Origin of the sequence: Pseudaminobacter soli (ex Li et al. 2025) (assembly GCF_029892515.1) — a bacterium.
Taxonomy (GTDB): Bacteria; Pseudomonadota; Alphaproteobacteria; order Rhizobiales; family Rhizobiaceae; genus Pseudaminobacter; species Pseudaminobacter soli_A.
The window spans coordinates 1,178,684-1,196,973 of record NZ_JARXVF010000001.1 but is presented as its reverse complement, the minus strand read 5'-3'; the positions used below and the strand labels follow the sequence as shown (position 1 = coordinate 1,196,973).

General features: G+C 63.2%; 15 protein-coding genes. 8 read left to right on the top strand and 7 right to left on the bottom strand.

What is annotated here, in order from left to right; all coding sequences use genetic code 11:
• Positions 1–2 precede the first annotated feature (2 nt).
• The 3 genes from M2281_RS05615 (at position 3) to M2281_RS05605 (ending at position 4,223) form a co-directional block, all read left to right on the top strand.
• Positions 3–3,212, top strand: coding sequence for an efflux RND transporter permease subunit (locus M2281_RS05615; protein ID WP_280820100.1), 3,210 nt, complete (start codon positions 3–5; stop codon positions 3,210–3,212).
• A gap of 36 nt (positions 3,213–3,248) precedes the next feature.
• Positions 3,249–3,773, top strand: a complete 525-nt coding sequence (locus tag M2281_RS05610; protein ID WP_280820099.1) for a glutelin — start codon at positions 3,249–3,251, stop codon at positions 3,771–3,773.
• 114 nt (positions 3,774–3,887) lie between these two features.
• Entirely contained in the window at positions 3,888–4,223 is a 336-nt protein-coding gene (locus M2281_RS05605; RefSeq protein ID WP_280820098.1) for an HdeA/HdeB family chaperone, read from the top strand.
• 51 nt (positions 4,224–4,274) lie between these two features.
• Here M2281_RS05605 and M2281_RS05600 read toward each other — a convergent pair whose 3' ends face one another.
• Positions 4,275–4,889, bottom strand: a complete 615-nt coding sequence (locus M2281_RS05600) for a hypothetical protein (protein WP_280820097.1) — start codon at positions 4,887–4,889, stop codon at positions 4,275–4,277.
• A gap of 414 nt (positions 4,890–5,303) precedes the next feature.
• On the opposite strand from M2281_RS05600, the gene M2281_RS05595 reads away from it, so the two are divergent.
• Together M2281_RS05595 and M2281_RS05590 are read left to right on the top strand one after the other, a co-directional pair.
• Positions 5,304–6,779 (top strand): amino acid permease, encoded by a 1,476-nt coding sequence (locus M2281_RS05595; protein WP_280820096.1) that lies wholly within the window; start codon positions 5,304–5,306, stop codon positions 6,777–6,779.
• Between the two features lie 154 nt (positions 6,780–6,933).
• Positions 6,934–8,313, top strand: a complete 1,380-nt coding sequence (locus tag M2281_RS05590; RefSeq protein WP_425537671.1) for a PLP-dependent aminotransferase family protein — start codon at positions 6,934–6,936, stop codon at positions 8,311–8,313.
• Here M2281_RS05590 and M2281_RS05585 read toward each other — a convergent pair.
• Positions 8,280–9,254 carry a hypothetical protein gene (locus M2281_RS05585; protein ID WP_280820094.1) on the bottom strand — a complete coding sequence of 325 codons (975 nt, stop codon included), beginning with the start codon at positions 9,252–9,254 and terminating at the stop codon, positions 8,280–8,282. The two genes, M2281_RS05590 and M2281_RS05585, sit on opposite strands and share 34 nt — an antisense overlap.
• A 140-nt stretch (positions 9,255–9,394) precedes the next feature.
• Here M2281_RS05585 and M2281_RS05580 point away from each other — a divergent pair, with 140 nt between their 5' ends.
• Entirely contained in the window at positions 9,395–9,823 is a 429-nt protein-coding gene (locus M2281_RS05580; RefSeq protein ID WP_280820093.1) for a DUF983 domain-containing protein, read from the top strand.
• Positions 9,824–9,907: 84 nt separating this feature from the next.
• Here the strand turns inward: M2281_RS05580 and M2281_RS05575 are convergent, their stop codons facing one another.
• Genes M2281_RS05575 through M2281_RS05555 form a run of 5 tightly spaced genes read right to left on the bottom strand, consistent with a single transcriptional unit; the run spans position 9,908 to position 15,019 of the window.
• On the bottom strand, positions 9,908–11,218 hold the full coding sequence (locus M2281_RS05575) for an aspartate aminotransferase family protein (protein ID WP_280820092.1): 1,311 nt from the start codon (positions 11,216–11,218) through the stop codon (positions 9,908–9,910).
• A complete protein-coding gene (locus tag M2281_RS05570) occupies positions 11,215–12,033 on the bottom strand; it encodes an N-formylglutamate amidohydrolase (protein WP_280820091.1) in 819 nt (272 codons plus the stop codon). Before M2281_RS05570 ends, M2281_RS05575 begins: the two co-directional genes overlap by 4 nt.
• A gap of 11 nt (positions 12,034–12,044) precedes the next feature.
• On the bottom strand, positions 12,045–13,391 hold the full coding sequence (locus M2281_RS05565; RefSeq protein ID WP_280820090.1) for a glutamine synthetase family protein: 1,347 nt from the start codon (positions 13,389–13,391) through the stop codon (positions 12,045–12,047).
• A 35-nt stretch (positions 13,392–13,426) separates the two neighbouring features.
• Positions 13,427–14,086: an isochorismatase family cysteine hydrolase gene (locus M2281_RS05560; RefSeq protein WP_280820089.1), complete on the bottom strand. Its 660-nt coding sequence runs from the start codon at positions 14,084–14,086 to the stop codon at positions 13,427–13,429.
• Positions 14,087–14,128: 42 nt separating this feature from the next.
• Positions 14,129–15,019: a MurR/RpiR family transcriptional regulator gene (locus M2281_RS05555; protein ID WP_280820088.1), complete on the bottom strand. Its 891-nt coding sequence runs from the start codon at positions 15,017–15,019 to the stop codon at positions 14,129–14,131.
• Between the two features lie 164 nt (positions 15,020–15,183).
• On the opposite strand from M2281_RS05555, the gene M2281_RS05550 reads away from it, so the two are divergent.
• On the top strand, positions 15,184–17,055 hold the full coding sequence (locus tag M2281_RS05550; RefSeq protein WP_280820087.1) for a branched-chain amino acid ABC transporter ATP-binding protein/permease: 1,872 nt from the start codon (positions 15,184–15,186) through the stop codon (positions 17,053–17,055).
• A gap of 23 nt (positions 17,056–17,078) precedes the next feature.
• Positions 17,079–18,233, top strand: coding sequence for an ABC transporter substrate-binding protein (locus M2281_RS05545; RefSeq protein ID WP_280820086.1), 1,155 nt, complete (start codon positions 17,079–17,081; stop codon positions 18,231–18,233).
• Positions 18,234–18,290 lie beyond the last annotated feature (57 nt).

Sequence of the window (18,290 nt, the reverse complement as noted above, 5' to 3'; positions counted from 1 at the left end):
CGATGCTGTCGTCCATCTTCGTCGACAGGCCGCGCCTCGCCATCGTGATTGCGATCGTCATTACACTGGCCGGCTTGATTTCGCTCACCCGTATTCCGGTTGCCCAGTTCCCCGATATCGTGCCGCCGCAGGTATCGGTATCGGCGAGCTATGCGGGCGCCAGCGCCGAGGTGGTCGAGGCCACCGTGGCGCAGCCGATCGAGGCGCAGGTCAATGGCGTCGACGACATGATCTATATGAACTCGATCAGCGGCAACAACGGCTCCTATACGCTGACAGTCACCTTCAAGGTTGGCACCAATCCGAACCTCAACACCGTCAACGTGCAGAACCGTGTGCAGCTTGCCACGGCCAACCTGCCTGCGGAAGTGACGCGCGTCGGCGTCTCCGTGAAGAAACAGTCGTCCGCCTTTCTGCAGGTTGTCACGCTCTATTCACCCGACGGCCGATACGACGAACTCTTCCTCAACAATTACGGCGTCATCAATGTCATCGACAAGCTGGCGCGCGTTTCGGGCGTCGGCCTTGCGCAGTCCTTCGGCACGCTCAACTACAGCATGCGCATCTGGTTCAAGACGGATGTGCTGACCAGTCTTGGCCTGACGCCGAACGACATCATCAATGCGGTTAGCAGCCAGAACGTCCAGGCCGCCGTAGGCCGTCTCGGCGCGCCGCCGATGTCGGACCAGCAGCAGATCCAGCTCAACCTGACCACGCAGGGGCGGCTGACGACCGTCCCGGAATTCGAGCAGATCGTGGTGCGTGCCAATCCCGATGGCTCGCTGGTGCGTCTCAGGGATGTCGGGCGCGTCGAGCTTGCCGCCCAGTCCTACGACACGATCGGCCGTTTGAACGGCAAGCCCGCTGCCGTCATCGGCGTCTACCAGGCGCCGGGGTCCAACGCGGTTGCCGCCGCCGGAGGCGTGCGCGCGGCGATGGAGCAGTTGAAACAAAACTTTCCGGCGGGTCTGGACTACAAGATCACCTACGACACCACCGTATTCGTCTCCTCGACGATCCACGAGGTGATCAAGACGCTGCTCGAGGCCTTCGTCCTGGTCGTCTTGGTGGTGTTCATCTTCCTTGGCAACTTCCGGGCGACTCTCATTCCGACCATCGCGGTGCCCGTTTCGCTGATCGGCACCTTTGCGGTCCTGCTGGCAATCGGCTTTTCGGCCAACACCATATCCCTGTTCGCGATGATCCTCGCCATCGGCATTGTCGTCGACGATGCGATCGTGGTGGTCGAGAATGTCGAGCGGGTCATGACCGAGACCGGCCTGCCGCCGAGGGAAGCGACCAAGCAGGCGATGCGCGAGATCACCGCGCCGATCATCGCCATCACGCTGGTGCTTCTGTCGGTGTTCGTGCCGGTCGGCTTCATCCCCGGCATCACAGGCGCGCTCTATGCGCAGTTTGCGGTGACCGTTTCGGTGGCGATGCTGATTTCGGCAATCAACGCGCTCACCCTCAGCCCGGCGCTGTGCGGCGTGCTGCTCAAGCCGGGCCATGGTCATGGCAAGAGCCTGTATGGCCGCGCCATGGACAAGCTGTCGCTCGGCATCGAGAAGATCAGCGACGGCTATGCCTTCATTGTTCGCAGGCTCGTACGCGTGGCTTTCCTTTCGATCGTGCTCGTCGCAGCCTTCGGCGGCATCGCCTATGTGCTCAACAAGATCACGCCGACCGGTTTCCTGCCGGAAGAAGACCAAGGCCTGTTCTTCGTGCAGGTAAACCTCCCTGCTGCTGCCGCGCAGAGCCGCACAGCCGCCGCGGTGGCTGAGGTTGGAGACATCATACGCGGGATTCCGGGCGTATCGGACGTCACCAGCGTCACCGGCTACAGCTTCATCGACGGGCTGGCGGAGTCCAATGCGGGACTTCTGATTGTGTCGTTGCAACCCTTCGAAGAGCGCGTGAAGGAGAAGATCACGGCCTTCGACATCATCAAGGAAGTGAGCCAGCGCACCGCAACGATGCGCAGCGCGGTGGTCATCCCGTTGAATTTGCCGCCGATCATCGGTCTCGGCTCGTCAGGCGGCTTCCAATACCAGCTCGAGGATCAGCAGGGGCGTTCGCCGCAGGAACTGGCCTCGGTCGCCCGGGCCATGATTGTCGCGGCCAACAAGAACCCGAAGCTGTCGCGCGTGTTCACCACATTCGCAACCGATACGCCGCAGCTTTACCTGAACGTGGACCGCAACAAGGCCTTGAGCCTGGGCGTCTCGCCGATCGACATCTTCAACGCGCTGCAGTCGACGCTCGGCGGGTATTTCGTCAACAATTTCAACACGCTGGGTCGCACCTGGCAGGTCATCGTGGAGGGCGAGGAGCAGGACCGGCGCACAATCGAGGATGTCTATCGCATCTTCGTGCGATCTTCGCATGGCAACATGGTGCCGCTGCGCGCGCTGGTCGACGCCCAGCAACGCCTCGGGCCGCTCTTCATCACCCGCTACAACAACTATCGCAGCGCCAGCATCACGGGCAACGCCGCGCCGGGTGTCAGCTCCGGCGAAGCCCTGGCAGCGATGTCGGAGATTTCCAAGGCCACCTTGCCACCCGGCTACAGCTACGAATGGACGGGCACTGCGCTGCAGGAACTGCAGGCGGCGGGCCAGACAGGCATCATTCTCGGCCTGGCGGTGCTGTTCGCCTATCTGTTCCTGGTTGCCCTCTACGAAAGCTGGACGATACCCGTCGGTGTGCTGCTCGCCGTCACCGCGGGCATTGTTGGCGCGCTCGTCTCGCTGTGGATCACCGGTCTGGCCAACGACATATATGCCCAGATCGGCATCGTCGTGCTGATCGCGCTTGCCAGCAAGAACGGCATTCTCATCGTCGAGTTCGCCAAGGAGCGGCGCGAGGAGGGCATGGCGCTCAACGAAGCGGCGATCGTCGGTGCCCGCCAGCGTTTCCGGCCGGTGATGATGACGAGCTTTGCCTTCATCCTCGGGCTGGTCCCGCTGGTCATCGCCGTGGGGGCGGCCGCGGCAAGCCGACGCGCTGTCGGCACCTCCGTCTTCGGCGGCATGATCGCGGCCTCGGCGATCGGTATCTTCCTGATCCCGATGCTCTATGTGGTGATGGAATGGGTACGCGAATGGGGCCATGCGCACATTCTGCGCAAGCCGCTCTACTCCGAAGCGCCCGAGGGCGAGGACGGTGAAACCGAAGCGGAAGCACCTGCGCCGTCGCCGACGCATGACTGACTTTCCTCAACGCAGCAAACGCAGGAAGGAAGAGAAATGCGCAACAGGATGTTTTTCGCAGCGGCGCTCTTAACGGGCCTTGCCCTGCCGATGGCAGCCGGAGGCGCGCAGGCCGCCGGCTTCGAATGCGCCTACAATGAGGCTCCGAACGCGCCGAAGGACCTGCCGCCGGTCAAGGGACTGGAGGAGAACATGACGCAGCTCGATGCTCGCAGGCGCCTTGCCGAAATGGTCGGCAATCTCACGACCGCCAAGATCGCGCCGGCAATGATCGTCGATCATCTGGTGTGGGCCTACTGCCCGCTGGTCGCAAACGATCCCCGCCTGAGCGACACCGAGAAGACCGATCTTGTGCGCCGCTTTGCTGGCCAGGTTGCGGCACTGGCCTACACCGCGCCAGGCGGAGGCGAGATCGACGTTCTGGTCGATCTGCCGCTTGCGCCGGCCATACTCGGCAGGGTCGACGACGCGGCCAAGGCCGCCGGCATCTCGCGCGACGAGTGGTTGCAGAATACCATCGACCAATCGCTGAACAATCCATCCGGCAGCCCGGCAAAATAGACGCGCCCGCAAGGGTTCAGTTGTGATGGAGGGCCGGGTTGCCTGCCATTCCTCTCGCGCTAGCTGTTGACGCCGAGGGGACGAGCCGAGATCGGCGCACGATGGAGAAACAAGATGCTTCTCAGGATCACGGGTCTATCGATTGTAACCGCACTCTTGACCGTCTCGAGCATCAGCTTTGCCGCTGAAACAAAGGGCAAGGAGGACATGGCCAAGAAAAAGGTGACAGAAGTTACCTGCGAAGATTTCAATGGCCTCGAGGACTCATTCAAGCCGACCGTGATCGCCTGGGCCGAAGGGTTTCGCCAGGGCTCCAAGAAGCCGAACGAGGTCACCCTGAATATAGACGGCATCGAGAAGGTGACGCCGATGATCGTCGAAGCCTGCCAGAAGGAGCCGAAGGCGTCGCTCTGGAGCAAGGCGAAAGCCGAGCTTGAGAAGGTTTTCTGACTGCATAGGCAGCACCCCTTAGCCTGCGAGGGCAGGTCGGCACCATCTAGCTCAGCCCAGGAACGGATCTGGCTCGGTATCGTGGAGCGGGACGTCGGACACGCCCCAGCTGCGCTTGACGACGTGCAGGTGAACATCCTTTGCGCCGTTGCGGCGCAGAATTTTCATCACCTGCGCGTCGCGCTTCTTGTAGGGCAGATGAACCCAGAGCAGCAAGCCGCCCTTTGCGATCTGTTCCTGGACACGTTCGGCGTGGTGCTTCCCAAAGACCCTTGCCAGCATCAGGCCCACTGCCCCTGCCGCAACGCCACTTCCGGCCACAAGGGCAACGGTCGGGATCAAGGACGCTCCGCCGGTCGCCACCGCAGCTACCCCGGCACAGGCGACATAGACCGGCACGGCCACCAACGCCGCCAGCCCCTCAGTGCGCGAGTCGGGCGAGACATAGTTGGTCTGTTTCACGAAGTCCTTGTTTTCCAGGCTCTTGTCGTTATTGCCGGGCACCGATTTCGAGTCCGCCAGCAGGCTGAGGTCGTCCTGCCGGATACCGATCTGCATCAACTCGTCGACCGCCTTGTTCAGCGATGCCTCGTCATGAAAGATCGCAACAGCGTCGCGTTCCTCGTAGATCTGGTCGCCATCGGACTCGGTCTTTTTGTCTTCCATCTTTTCCTCCTGCAGAAGCCGTTTCAGGTGCAGAGGTTCATGGGGGGTATCTAGGCTGCAGGGCAGACGCGACAATCGCAAATGGCCGGGCCTTGCGTTCCGCGCGCGCCAGGGAGCCATCCCGGCGAGTGCCCTCTACACGACTTCGCGAGCTTCGGGGGCGGGCGGAACTTTGCGGGGAGCAAGCGAGTTTTTGGGCAAAGATGCGCAAATTGTGGCGCAGCCAGCCAGAACCATATCTGCCCGAAACGGCAAACCTGCTGCTTCAAGAGTGACCACGGGCAACGAATGGCCCGATTGAATCCGGCATCTTCCGGGACGGCCATTCAAGGTGGTCACCGTCAGGCGACCGCGCCGCCTTTGGGTGGCATGACCTTCACGGCATGAGCACCCGATCCGGAGGAGACGAGTGCCATGACCATCGCTGACTATATGCACAGGAAGCCGATAGCCGACATCATTCGCGGCTCGGAAGCTCACACGCTTGCGCCCAGCCTTGGCGCGCTAAGCATCACGGCTCTCGGCATTGGTTGCATCATCGGAGCCGGTATCTTCGTTCTGACCGGAACCGCGGCAGCGCAATATGCCGGGCCAGGCATCATGCTGTCATTCGTGCTGGGCGGCATCGCCTGCGCCTTTGTCGGCCTCTGTTATGCCGAGCTGGCGGCGCTGATACCGGTCGCGGGCAGCACCTATACCTACACTTACGCTACACTGGGCGAACTTGTCGCCTGGGTCATCGGCTGGGACCTTGTCCTTGAATATGCCATGGGTGCCGCGACGGTCTCGGTCGGCTGGTCAGGCTATGTCGTCAGCCTGCTCAGGAATTTCGGCATCAACATTCCGCCGGCCTTCGCCGCGGCGCCGGACACTGTTGCTGACAAGCTTGCCGACGGCACGGTGATCTACGGCATCGTCAACCTGCCGGCCGCGTTCATCGTTGCCGTGTTGACCTTCATGCTGGTGATGGGCACCAAGGAATCGGCGCGGATCAACAACATTATGGTCGCCGTCAAGCTGACGGTCGTGCTGGCCTTCATCCTGATCGGCTCGGCCTATGTTGTGTCCGCCAACTGGCATCCTCTCGTTCCCGAAAACACCGGCCAGTTCGGTCATTTCGGCTGGAGCGGCATACTGCGCGGTTCGGCGGTGGTGTTCTTCGCCTTCATCGGCTTCGATGCAGTCTCGACTGCCGCCCAGGAGGCCAAGAACCCACAGCGGGACATGCCGATCGGCATATTGGGCTCCCTTGCCATCTGCACCGTGCTTTACATCTTGGTAGCAGCGGTGCTGACGGGCATCGTTCCCTATCCCGCGCTGAACGTCGCGGACCCGATCGCAAAGGCAGTCGACGTCATCGGGCTGACGTGGTTTGCCGTGCTGATCAAGATCGGCGCCCTGGCTGGCCTGACGACAGTCATACTGGTGCTGCTCTACGGCCAGAGCCGCATCTTCTTCACCATCGCCCATGACGGCCTGTTGCCGCCGGTGTTCGCACAGATCCATCCAGTGCGGAGGACCCCGTGGAAAAGCCAGATACTGATCGGCACGGTCGTCGCGATCGTGGCGGCTCTTACCCCGATCGGCATATTGGGCGAGATGGTCAGCATCGGCACGCTGTTTGCGTTCGTGCTGGTTTGCGGTGCCGTCATCTTCCTTCGCAAGAGCCATGCCGACGTTACACGGCCGTTCCGCACGCCCGGCGTGCCGGTGGTGCCAATACTGGGTATTCTGTTCTGCCTGCTCCTGATGGTCGGCCTGCCTTGGGAAACCTGGGCACGGCTGATCGTATGGCTTCTGATCGGGCTTGTGGTCTATTTCACCTATGGTCGGAACCATTCGGTCCTGCGAAAGGAAGGGGCGCCGAAATCTCTGTGTCAGGAGCTGTAGGGCGAAGAAACTGAGCACCGAATTCGGCAAGCTGATGCGATGAGCCGCAGGGCTTCCGAGTTTTGCCCAAGCGCGTGGCGGCTAGCGCATGGCCTTCGGCATACATTGTGCATATATATGCACCCATGATGACGACGATTTCGGTGCGATGTTCATGAACTGGTCGCCTTCCATCTCCAAGGCCGACGGCCCGCTCTATCTTGCGATTGCCGATGCGCTGTCGGCGGATATCGCGGCCGGCCGGCTGGCGGCCGGCTTCCGCCTGCCGCCGCAGCGGGCTCTGGCCGAGCAACTTGGCATTGATTTTACCACCGTAAGCCGCGCCTATGCCGAGGCGCGAAAGCGCGGGCTGGTAGAAGGGCGCGTCGGGCAGGGCACCTATGTGCGGGCCAAGCGACGGGCCGACAGGGTAGTGGCGATCACCGGCCTCATCGACATGAGCATGAACCTGCCGCCACGTTTCGACGATCCCGAATTGGCCGGCCGGATGTGGGACGGGATTTCCGGCCTGCAGGCTGGCGAAGGCATCGAGCTTCTGATGCGCTATCAGGAGGCCGGCGGCACCTCGCGAGACCGCGCGGCGGGCGCTGCCTGGCCGGCACCGCGGCTAGGAGAGATCGGCCCGGACCGGCTGCTGGTCTGTCCGGGCGCGCAAGGGGCGATGCTTGCCTTGCTGGGGGCGCTGGCCGCGCCCGGCGAAACCGTCTGCGCCGAAGCGCTCACCTATCCGGGTTTTCTGGCAGCTGCCGAGCACCTGCGCCTGCGTGTTACCGGCGTTGCCATGGATGCGGAAGGGCTCGTTCCTGAGGCCTTTGAAGAGCTTTGCCGCGAGCGCGCGCCGAAGCTGCTCTACTGCAATCCCACGCTGCATAATCCGACGACAGCGACGCTGTCATTGGCCCGGCGCAAGCGTATCATTGCGATTGCGCGCGAGCATAATGTGCTCATCATCGAGGATGACGCCTACGGCGCCCTGCCGCTCAACCCCTTGGCGCCTTTTGCGGCGCTGGCGCCCGACATCACCTATCATATCGCTGGTCTTGCCAAGTGCGTCGCCCCGGCCTTGCGCGTCGCCTATTTGGTTCTTCCCGAGGGCCAAAACCTTGCCCGGCTTGCCGGCGCAATCCGGGCGACCGCCGGCATGGCTTCTCCCCTGACCACCGCCATCGCGACGCGCTGGATCGAGGACGGGACGGCGCATTCCGTGCTCGCGGCGATCCGGGCGGAGGCGCGCGAGCGGCAGGCGATCGTTTCGCAGACCTTGCCGCCGGAACTCGTGCAGACGAACCCCGAGGGTTTTCACGCTTGGCTGAAGCTTCCGAGTCACTGGAATCGCGCCGACTTTGCCGCGCGCCTGCGTTCGGTCGGGATAGGGGTGGTTACCAGCGATGCCTTTTCGGTTGCCGGTCCGGTACCGGAGGCAGTGCGCCTTGGCCTGGGTGCGGCCCCCGATCGCGCCTTGCTCTCGGCCAGCCTGGAGCAGATCGCCGAACTGCTCGATCAGCAATCGGCGATGTCGTCGATGGTGGTGTGACGGGCAGGCGGCAAGGGCCCGGTGAAGGGCACGAGGCGCGACGTACCGAGGATTTCGTTGAGAGGCATCTCGTCACTCACGCGGCGGAACATGCCAGGCGACATCCACGGCGCATAGCCGTCGACATTGGGTGCGCCGCGCCCTTCTCGGACGTCTGTGATCCACAGCGTACGGGTTTCGAGCGAGATGCGCGTCAGCCCGGTCGAATTCGGCACGCCGGCATGGGCATGCGCGCTGGAGAAGGCGATGATCTCGCCGGCCGCAATCACCACCGGCGTTGCATCGGTGACCTCCAACTGCTCGGTCAGATGCGGGATCGCCTCATCGGCATCGACCGTATTGCGCCCGCCGGCCTTCGATCGCTCTAAAATGGCCGCCAGGTCGAAGCCAGCGCTGGTGTTGGCCACCGGGCGATCCCATAGGGACGGATAGATCGCGAAGGTGCGGCCGGCGTCGATTTCGTAGATCGGCGCCCACCAGTTGGTCTGCGCATAGAGGTTCGAGCCCCAGGTGTCGCGGTGGAAGGCAATGGTCGCCGTGGTGCGCGCACGCGGGACGATGCTGTCCGGTCCTTGGTGCGGCTGGAAGCGCAGATAGAGGCTGTCGCGCGCCAGCCCGTCCGCATCGAGCCCCGTCGCCTCGAAAACATCGCGCCATAGCCGCTTGACCTCGGGCGAGCGGGCGAAGTCGCGCTGCAGCTGCCCGAAGCGCTCGGTCTGCTGCTGGTGTGACAGGTACCTGTGAATCTCGATGGGTGAGAAGGGCGCGAAGGCCTCCTTGAGGAAGGCGCGGGTGAAGGCGACCAGCTCACGCATTGGCTGGAGTCCGCCGAGCCGAAGCACCTGGCCGGCATAGATCCGGTCGTGAAAGTCGCGGGGCTGAAGCGGCTCAGTGATGCTGGTGTACATGGATCGATCTGCGCTCATTGCCTTGGTATGCATACAATTTTCCTTGTAACAATAATTGTATGTCTTTTATATGTAAAATCTCGTTGCGCAGCTACGGATTGAGTCTTATGTATGGAGCATGAGCGGCGGGCGGACCATGCATTGGGCTTCGCACTGCTGCGACAGAGGCGATCATGACACAGAGCAGATATACGGCCGAAGGCTTCACTCCCACCGACAATCCCATGAAGACGGGCATCCAGGGGCTTTGTCCGCGCTGCCAGATGGGGCGGCTGTTTACGGGATATCTCAAGCTCGCGCCGCGCTGCGATGTTTGCGGCCTGGACTATTCCTTTGCCGATCCCGCCGACGGTCCCGCCTTCTTTGCGATGACGATCGCCGCCGTGCCGGCGCTCGGCTTCGGTGTCTGGTTCCAGGTAACGTTCGACCTTCCGCTGTGGGCGCATCTGTTCACGACGCTGCCGCTGACGGTGCTGAGCTGCATGGCGCTGCTGCGCCCGCTGAAAGGCTGGCTCGTGTGCTCGCAGTTCTTCCACAAGGCCGAAGAAGGCTCGATCGACTACGATTGGCACGCAAAGGCCAAGCAGAGCCGCGAAAGCTGAAAGACTCTAGCGGTGACGCGGGGCACGCTTTCCAAGAGATAAGCTGCCCTACGTCGCCATGGTGGCTGATCAGAGATGTCGGCTTCACCAGCCGGCGAAGCGGCTCAGCACCTCTTCGTCCACGCGTCCCTTTTCCACGTCCTCGAAGGCCTGGTCGAGAATGGCGAGCGCATCGTCGATTTCCGCCTCGGAAATCGTAAACGGTGGCGTCAGTTCCAGTACGTTGGAATTCATCCCGACATAATAGAGCACCACGCCGAGTTCATAGGCGCGATAGACGAGTTTCGCCGCTTCGCGTTTTGCCGGCGTGCGGCTTTCACGATCTCTGACAAGCTCCACTCCGCAGGCCAGCCCGCGTCCGCGCACGTCGCTGATCAGCGGATGCCGCGCCGCCAATTGCCGGAAGCCTTCGCGCAGCCGCTCGCCCTTGCGTTCGGCGGCGTCGGTAAGGTCTTCGCTCTCGATCGTGTCGAGAACTGCCAGACCCGCCGAACAGCACACCGGATTGCCGTGCAGGGTCTGCATTGCAAAGGCGCTCGCGCAGTCGAGAATGGATGCCGGGGCGATGACGGCCGACAGCGGAAGCCCGCCGCCCAAGCCTTTGCCTAGCGTCAGAATGTCCGGCACGAAACCTTCGTGCTCGAAGCAATGCAGCTTGCCGGTGCGCCCGAGGCCGACCTTCACCTCGTCGCAGACGATGAGGATCTGATGCTCGCGGCAGATCTCCGCGAATTTGCGCAGGAAACCTTCGGGCGGCACGATCAGCCCGCCATCGGACTGGATCGGCTCGATAAAGGCGGCGGCGACCGGTTCGGACGCGTTCTGCAACCGCTCCTTGAGGAGCGCCAGCACAGCGTCGCCCGAAGGATCGCCCTGATAGGGGCGATACGGATCGGGATAAGGCAGCAGGATCAGGCCGTCGGCCTTTTGCGCGTCTGCCTGGACGCTGTGACCGGAAACAGCCATCGAGCCGGTGGTGCAGCCGTGATAGGCGCCTGCAAAGGCGATGATGCCCTTGCGGCCGGTGGCTTTCGTCACCGCCCGGAAGACGGTTTCGTTGGCATCCGATCCCGAATGGCCGAACCAGACCTTGTAATCGCCCTCGGATGGGAAGGATTGCAGAAGGCGCTCGGCCAGGGCCACCGCCGGCTCGTTGCTGGCCGAAAGGACACTTGCGCCCGCCGGCGCGGCGACCGCTGCCGCGACGGCTTTGGCGACAGCCGGATGCCCGTAGCCCAGATTGGCCGCGCCCCAGGTGGCGGAAAGATCGATAAGCCGGCGGCCGTCCTGCTCGATGAGATGCGAGCCTTGGCCGCCCGTTGCGGCAAGCGGGAAGAAGCGCAGCTTCTGCAGCGTGCCGATGGCCTTTTCGTCGCGTGTGTAGAGGTCTGTCATGGCTTGCTGGCCTCCAGAGCCTCATTGAGGCAACGGGTGAGCCGGTGGCCCCACGCCTCGACGCCTTCGAGCGTATCGATGAGGTCGTGGCGGACTTCGATCAGCGCGCCCGGGAGGCCGCGCGCATCGGCATGCACGGGCACCGTATAATCCTCTTCCGGATCGATGTTGTAGGGCTCGTTATCGCCCACCACCAAAGTGCCGTCGTGCTTCAGGCGGCTGACGAGCGACCGCCCGAACTCGGTGGCTTTCCCGTAGAGAATGCCGGCGTGCCAGGGCCGCGCCTTGCCGAGATAGACCGGGGTAAAGCTGTGCACGCCCACCACCAAGGGGCGTTTGCCTTCCGCCTGCAGCCGGTGGAGCCGCCGCGCCACCGCATCGGCAAAGGGCGTAAAGAGCGTCTCGATGCGCTGTTGCCGCTCTTCTTGCGACAGATTGAAATTGCCGGGAACCTCGGTCTTCTCGCTGATCTCCGGTATGGCTGAAGGCACGTGGAGCGGGCGGTTGCAGTCGATGACCAGCCGCGAATAGTTGGCCATGAACAGCGGCGCGTCGAGCGCGCGGCTCAAGTGCTGGGAGAGCGCGCTGACGCCGATGTCCCATGCGATGTGCCGCTGGCGCTCGGCCTCCGACACCCCAAGGTCGCCGAGCGCGCGGGGAATGCGGTTCGAGGCATGCTCGCAGAGCAGCAGAAAGGGCGATTCACCATCGGGATTGACGACCGCATAGGGCGGCGGCTCGTCAATGGCGAGGAGCGGTTTTGCCGGGTCGTGCCGCGGCGCGCGTGCAGCCTGTGCTGCGATGGAAGTCTGCATGACGGCCTCGTTCAATAGACCGCTGCATAGCGCGTGCAGAGTTCATCCGGCAGCAGATCGCCGACGATCTCGATCTCCTTGTTCTTCATCGCGAAATAGCAGTCGAGGAAGTCTTTCGGGAACCAGCTCGTGACGGTCGTGTCGGCCTTCAGCGTCTCCAGCGCCTCGCCAAGGCTTGCCGGCAGGCGGCGAATGCCGAGCTTTGCCTGTTCCTCGGCGCTGAAATCCGACGGGTCGGCGTTGATGAGCGGCGGCTGCTCCAGCCCCTCGCGGATGCCTTCGAGCCCCGCGCGCAGCACCACGGCAAGCGCCAGATGCGGGCTTGCGCAGGCGTCGGCAGCGCGAAACTCCATGTTGAACTGCTTTGCCGGATTGCTTCCCGGCAGGTCCAGCGTCGGGCAGATGCGCAGGGTCGCCTCACGGTTCTTCTCGCCGAGGCAAGTGTAGGCCGCGCTCCAGTGATGCGGCACGAGACGCATGTAGGAGAGCACCGAGGGTGCAGTGAAGGCGACCAGCGCCGGCAGATGTCGGATTACGCCGGCGGCGAAGGAGCCCGCGATCTTCGACAGCCGCCCGGGACGTGACGGGTCGAAGGTGACCGGATTGCCTTCGAGATCGGTGAAGCTCACATGCAGATGCACACCGTTGCCGACGCCGTTGGGCGCGATCTTCGGCGCAAAGCTGGCATGCCAGCCGAAATGCGCCGCGACTTCGCGGGTGACCGCGCGGATCGTCGCCCCGCGGTCGGCAGCCGCAAGTGCCGGGGCAGGGCGGCAGGTCACTTCGAACTGGTCCTTGCCATATTCGGGCAGGAACATTTCCGGTTCCACGCCGGCTTGCTTGAGAGCCGTCATGAGCAGCGGGCCGAAGGCACCCGTCCGCCGCTGCGCGCGCAGGCCGAAGGATGGGGCCTGCGGCCAGTCGGCGCCGATAATCTGGAACTCCTGTTCCACTGCGCTGATGACGCGCAGGCCCGCTTCCTTTTCAAAGTCGGCCAGCGTTGCCTTGAGGAAGCTGCGAACGCAGCATTCCCAGGGCTCGCCTTTCAGGTCGGTAATGTCGGCGTGGTAGAAGTGGAGCGGCGTTTCGCCGGGCAGGCAGGTAACGCGCGCCTTGCTTTCCGGGTCCGCCATCAGGCGCTGGTCGCCCGCCGACCCCCATGGATTGGGATCGGCGATCAGGTCGAAGGGCGTGAGCGCGAGATTGGCCGGCACCCAGCCGACGCCCTTGCGGAGATAGTCGTCGATCTCGCTTGCCGCGAAGCTGCGGCCGCGCGTGATGCCGGCAATGTCGGTGGTGACGAAAGTCGCCAGTTCCATCAAATCGTCCGCCGCTGCGGTCCGTTGTTCCTGGTGCATGATTTCCACTCTTGTGATGTGCGGGCCGCTATTGCTCAGGACTTGAGGGCGCGCAGGCGCTCGACGACGGTTTCCGTGTCCGTGATCCAGCAGTAGCCGGAATAGGCGCGCAGGGCCGCGTCGTGGCGTTCCTGGCTATAGGTGGCGCAGGCGTCGTTCACGACCGTCACGAGATAGCCGCGATCGGAGGCATCGCGCACCGCCATGTCCACGCACTGATCGGTCACCACGCCGGCGATGATCAGGTAGCGCGTGTTCAGGTTGCGCAGCACGTAGTCGATATTGGTGGAGTTGAAGACGCCCGAGGAGGTCTTGGGAAGGATGATCTCGTTGTCGACCGGCGCCAGCGCATCGATCACGCGACCTTCAGGGCAGCCTTTCGGCACATGCATGTCGGAGAGCTTGTGGTCGAGCGAACGGTCGCGGCCATCGAGCGTCAGGCTTTCGATGATCGTGTGCAGCACGTCGCATCTGGCGGCGCGCGCCGCTTCCAGGATCCGCACCTGGTTCGGAATGACCTGCTCGCGCAGGCGGCGGTGGTAGTAGCTGTTGGAATCATGCGGGTGGGTCGGGTCGAGATTCGGCTCGCACCAGATGCGCTGCATGTCCACGAACAGGACCGAGGTCATGCCCGCTTCATAGGCGCTGTCGCGGCGCAAGAGATCCTTACCGTATTGCACTTCGATGGCTGCCATCGTGTCCTCCTCTGAAATTGGAATGTCGCCCGTCGCGGGGCTCTAGCTGGTGTGACCGCCCTTGCCGGCGGAAGGGTTGAGCGCGTCTTCGGTGATCGCATAGGCGCGGCGCACCGCTTCCAGCCGTTCGATCCGGTCGCGCGAGCGGTTCGCCAGACGGGCGGTCAGCGCCGCGATCAGCGCCTCGGTCTGGGCGATGGCGGGCACCATCGTGTCGTAGGGCGATACGGTGTCGACCGGTGCGGTCAGCGTGACCGACGCGAATTCGGAAATTGGCGACCGCCAGCGATCGGTGAACAGGATGATGCGCGCGCCCTGTTCGGCTGCCTGCCGGGAAAAGCGGATGGTATCAATCTGGTAGCGCCGGTAGTCATAGACGAACAGCACGTCCTTCCTGCCGAGATCGACGAGCTGGTCGACCTGGTCGGCCTGCGCGCCGTTGATCCAGCGCGCTTCGGCGCGCAGCTGCTTTATGTGGGCCCACAGAAGCCCGGCGAGAAAGCCGCTGAAGCGCCCGCCGAGGCAGTGGAGGCGCATGTTTAGATCGGCGGCGGCTTCCACCGCCATCTCGAAATCATGCGCGGGCAGCATGGTCTTCGACGTCTCCAGCGCATGGATGCTGGCATTGAGGAAGTGCTGGTAGAAATTGTCCTGCGCGAGCGATGGTTTGCGCGTGTCGAGCATGGAAAGCGGCGAGCTCATCCGCTCCTGAACTTCGTTGAGCAGCGCGCTCTGGAATTCTGGATAGCCTTCATAGCCGAGCTTGTTCACGAAGCGCACGACCGTGGGATTGCTGACGCTGGCGGTGGTCGCCAGATGGGCAACGGTGTTCAGCCCCGCCGCCGGGTAGTTGGACAGCAGCTGCCGGACGATCTTCAATTCCGATCGCGTAAACGCAATGGCGCCGTCCGTCAGGCGGTCTCGAATACCCATCTCGCTTCTTCCCCTCGGCACGGAGCCGATTATGCATTTTGTTACATAAATGCTATCAGGGAATAAAAAATGAAACAAGATTGACATTACAAAAAGCGCGGTTAAGTTTCGAAAACAGGGAACCGGCCGAATAAGAAATGGCCGCATTGAATGGGAGAAATGTGATGGTGCGCATCAAGCGTTCAACCGTCGTCGGCATTGTTGCGGTCGCGCTTCCCATTGTACTCATCGCGGTCTGCGCCGCCCTTTTCTTGCCCGGCAGCGGCCAGCGCCTCGTAACGCTGTTTCTCATCAACCTGATCGCCGTTCTCGGCTTCGGCATCTACAGCGGCAATTCCGGCATCATGTCCTTCGGCCATGTGGGCTTCATGGCGCTCGGCGCCTATGCCTCCGGCCTTTTGACGATGAACCCCGTGGTGCAGAAGACGGCGCTGCCGCATCTGCCCGAATGGCTCGCCGGCTGGGGCATGTCATTTCCGCTCGCGCTTCTCGTCGCCATCGTGGTGGTGGCGGTGGTGGCTGTCGTTATCGGCTTGCCCGTGGCGCGCCTTGGCGGCTCCTCTGCCTCCATCTGCACGCTCGGTTTCCTGGTGATCGTGCATGTGGTGCTGGTTGCTTCAGGCGACATCACGCGCGGCAGCCAGACATTTTTCGGCGTGCCGCGCGCGGTCGATATCTGGGTGGCGCTGCCATGCGCGCTGCTGGCGATCGCGGTTGCCCGTATCTATCGAGATTCCAACTCGGGGCTGAAACTTCGCGCCTCGCGTGAAGACGAGATCGCGTCCACGGCGGTCGGCGTCAATGTTCGGCTGCACCGCTTCTGCGCCTGGGTTCTGGGCGCGATGCTGGCGGGTGCGGCGGGAGCCCTCTTCGCCCATTTCCTGGGCGCCTTCTCGCCGAAGGACTTTTACTTCAACCTGACCTTCATGCTGCTCGCCATGCTCATCCTGGGCGGCATCTCGACCGTTTCCGGCGCCGTGGTCGGCACGGCAACCATCATGCTTATCGTCGAAGTGCTGCGGAAATTCGAAGGCGGCGTCGATCTGGGCTTCCTCAGCCTGCCAACCGTCTTCGGTCTCACCGACATCGGTATCGGCCTTGCCATCCTCATCGTCATGTACCGTCTGCAGGACGGCCTGATGGGCGTGCGCGAGATCGACGAAAAGCTGCCTTTCCTGCGCCGCCTGGGCGGGCAGGCGAAAGCCGCCGAAGTTCCGGCCGCAACCGCGCCGGATCGGGACACCTCGCTCAAGGTCGACAATGTAGGTCGCCGTTTCGCCGGCCTGATTGCGCTCGAAAACGCCAGCTTCGATATTGTCCCTGGTCGGGTGACAGGCCTGATCGGCCCCAACGGCGCGGGCAAGTCCACGCTCATCAATTGCGTTTCCGGAGTCGTGCCGGCCTCTTCGGGCAAGGTGCTGATCGACGGACGCGACGTGGTGTCCTTGCCGACCTATGCCGTGCCGAAGGCGGGTCTCGGGCGCACCTTCCAGAATATCCGCCTGTTCAGGAACTTGACCGTGCTGGAAAACGTGACCGTCGCGGCAAGCGCGGTCGCCGGCGCGGGTGAGGACGCCGAAGCTCTCGCCCGCTGCTATCTCGCCGAAGTGGGCCTCGCCGACTTCGCAGACCGCCTCGCCGGGACGCTTTCCTACGGCGCCCAGCGCAGGCTGGAAATCGCCCGCGCACTGGCGCTCAAGCCGCGCTACTTGCTGCTCGATGAGCCTGCGGCGGGCATGAATCCCGCCGAAACGCAGGAATTGATGCAGATGCTCGACAGCATCCGCCACAAATACAAGCTCGGCCTGCTGGTTGTGGAGCACGATCTGAAGCTGATCATGCGGCTTTGCGACGTGGTCGTCGTGCTCAATAAGGGCCAGCAGATCGCCATGGGCACGCCCGCCGAAATCCAGGCCAATCCCGCCGTTGTCGAAGCCTATATCGGGCGCAAGCGTTCGGGAAAATCGCCTGCCGCCTCACAAAGCGAGCCTTCCGCCGCCGCACTTCAGCCGCATGCGGCTGGCGGGCTTGCATGAATAACCAAAAGGGAACGACTAAGATGAAAATGGTTCTGAAAGTTGCGAGCCTTGCGGCTCTTCTTGCAGGCACCGCTCTCCCGGCCATGGCAGAGGAGCTACTGGTGGGACTGGCGACGGCACAGACGGGCGGACTTGCGCCCTATGACCAGCCGTCCCTGAAGGGCCTTCAGATGGCGGTGGATGAAATCAACGCCAAGGGCGGCATTTCCGGCAAGTATCCGATCAAGCTCGTGGCGAAGGACACCCGTTCGGATGCGGCGCAGACCGCGCTCGTAGCACAGGAACTGGTCGATGACGGCATTAAGATCCTCATCACGCCCTGCGACGCCGATCCTTCCATCGCCGCTGGCCAGATCACCCAGGCCGCGCAGGTCCCGACCTTCTCCTTCTGCGCCACCACGCCGACCATGACGCTTGCGGTGGGCGACTACATGTTTGGCAACTATCCGGCCGACAACGTGCAGGCGGCCGTGCTTGCCAAGTACGCGAAGGAACAGGGCTATCAGAAGGCCTATGTGCTGAAGTCGCCCGACACCGCATATACGCTGAAACTGCCGGAATATTTCGCTACGGCCTTCAAGGCCAAGGGCGGCGAAGTTCTTGGCGAAGGCACCTTCAGCATGGGGCAGCAGGATTTCAGCGCTGAGGTCACCAAGATCAAGGCGCTCAACCCCGCGCCGGACGTCATCATGACGGCGGCCTATGAACCCGATTTCCCGGCCTTCATTCGCCAGCTGCGCGGCGCGGGCATCAATACGCCGATCCTCGGCAGCGACGGCATCGACTCGCCGACCACCTTCGGCCTCGGCTCGCTGGTCGATGGCGTGGTCTTCACCACGGCCGGTTTCGCCACCGAGGGAAGCCCGCTGGCGGCCTTCAACGCCAAGTACAAGGAAAAGTTCGGGCAGGACCCGGACACGGTCTACATCGCCAACGGCTATGATCTCGGCAAGGTGATCGAGGCTGCCGTCACCAAGGCCGACAGCACTGAGGCCACGGCGATCCGCGATGCCATTGCCTCACTCGAGGGCGTCGAGGGCGTTACCGGCTCCATCAGCTATGCCGGCACGCAGGGCATGCCGCTGCGCTCGGTCGCTCTCGTTCGCATCGACGGCGGCAGCCGCTCGCTGGTCGGGCAAGGCGTGCCCGCAGCGGCCGACGTGCCGGCCCCCTGATCGTCTCTTCCCCTTCCTGCGTCGCGGGAAGGGGAACTCAAACCGGTGATTGACGCG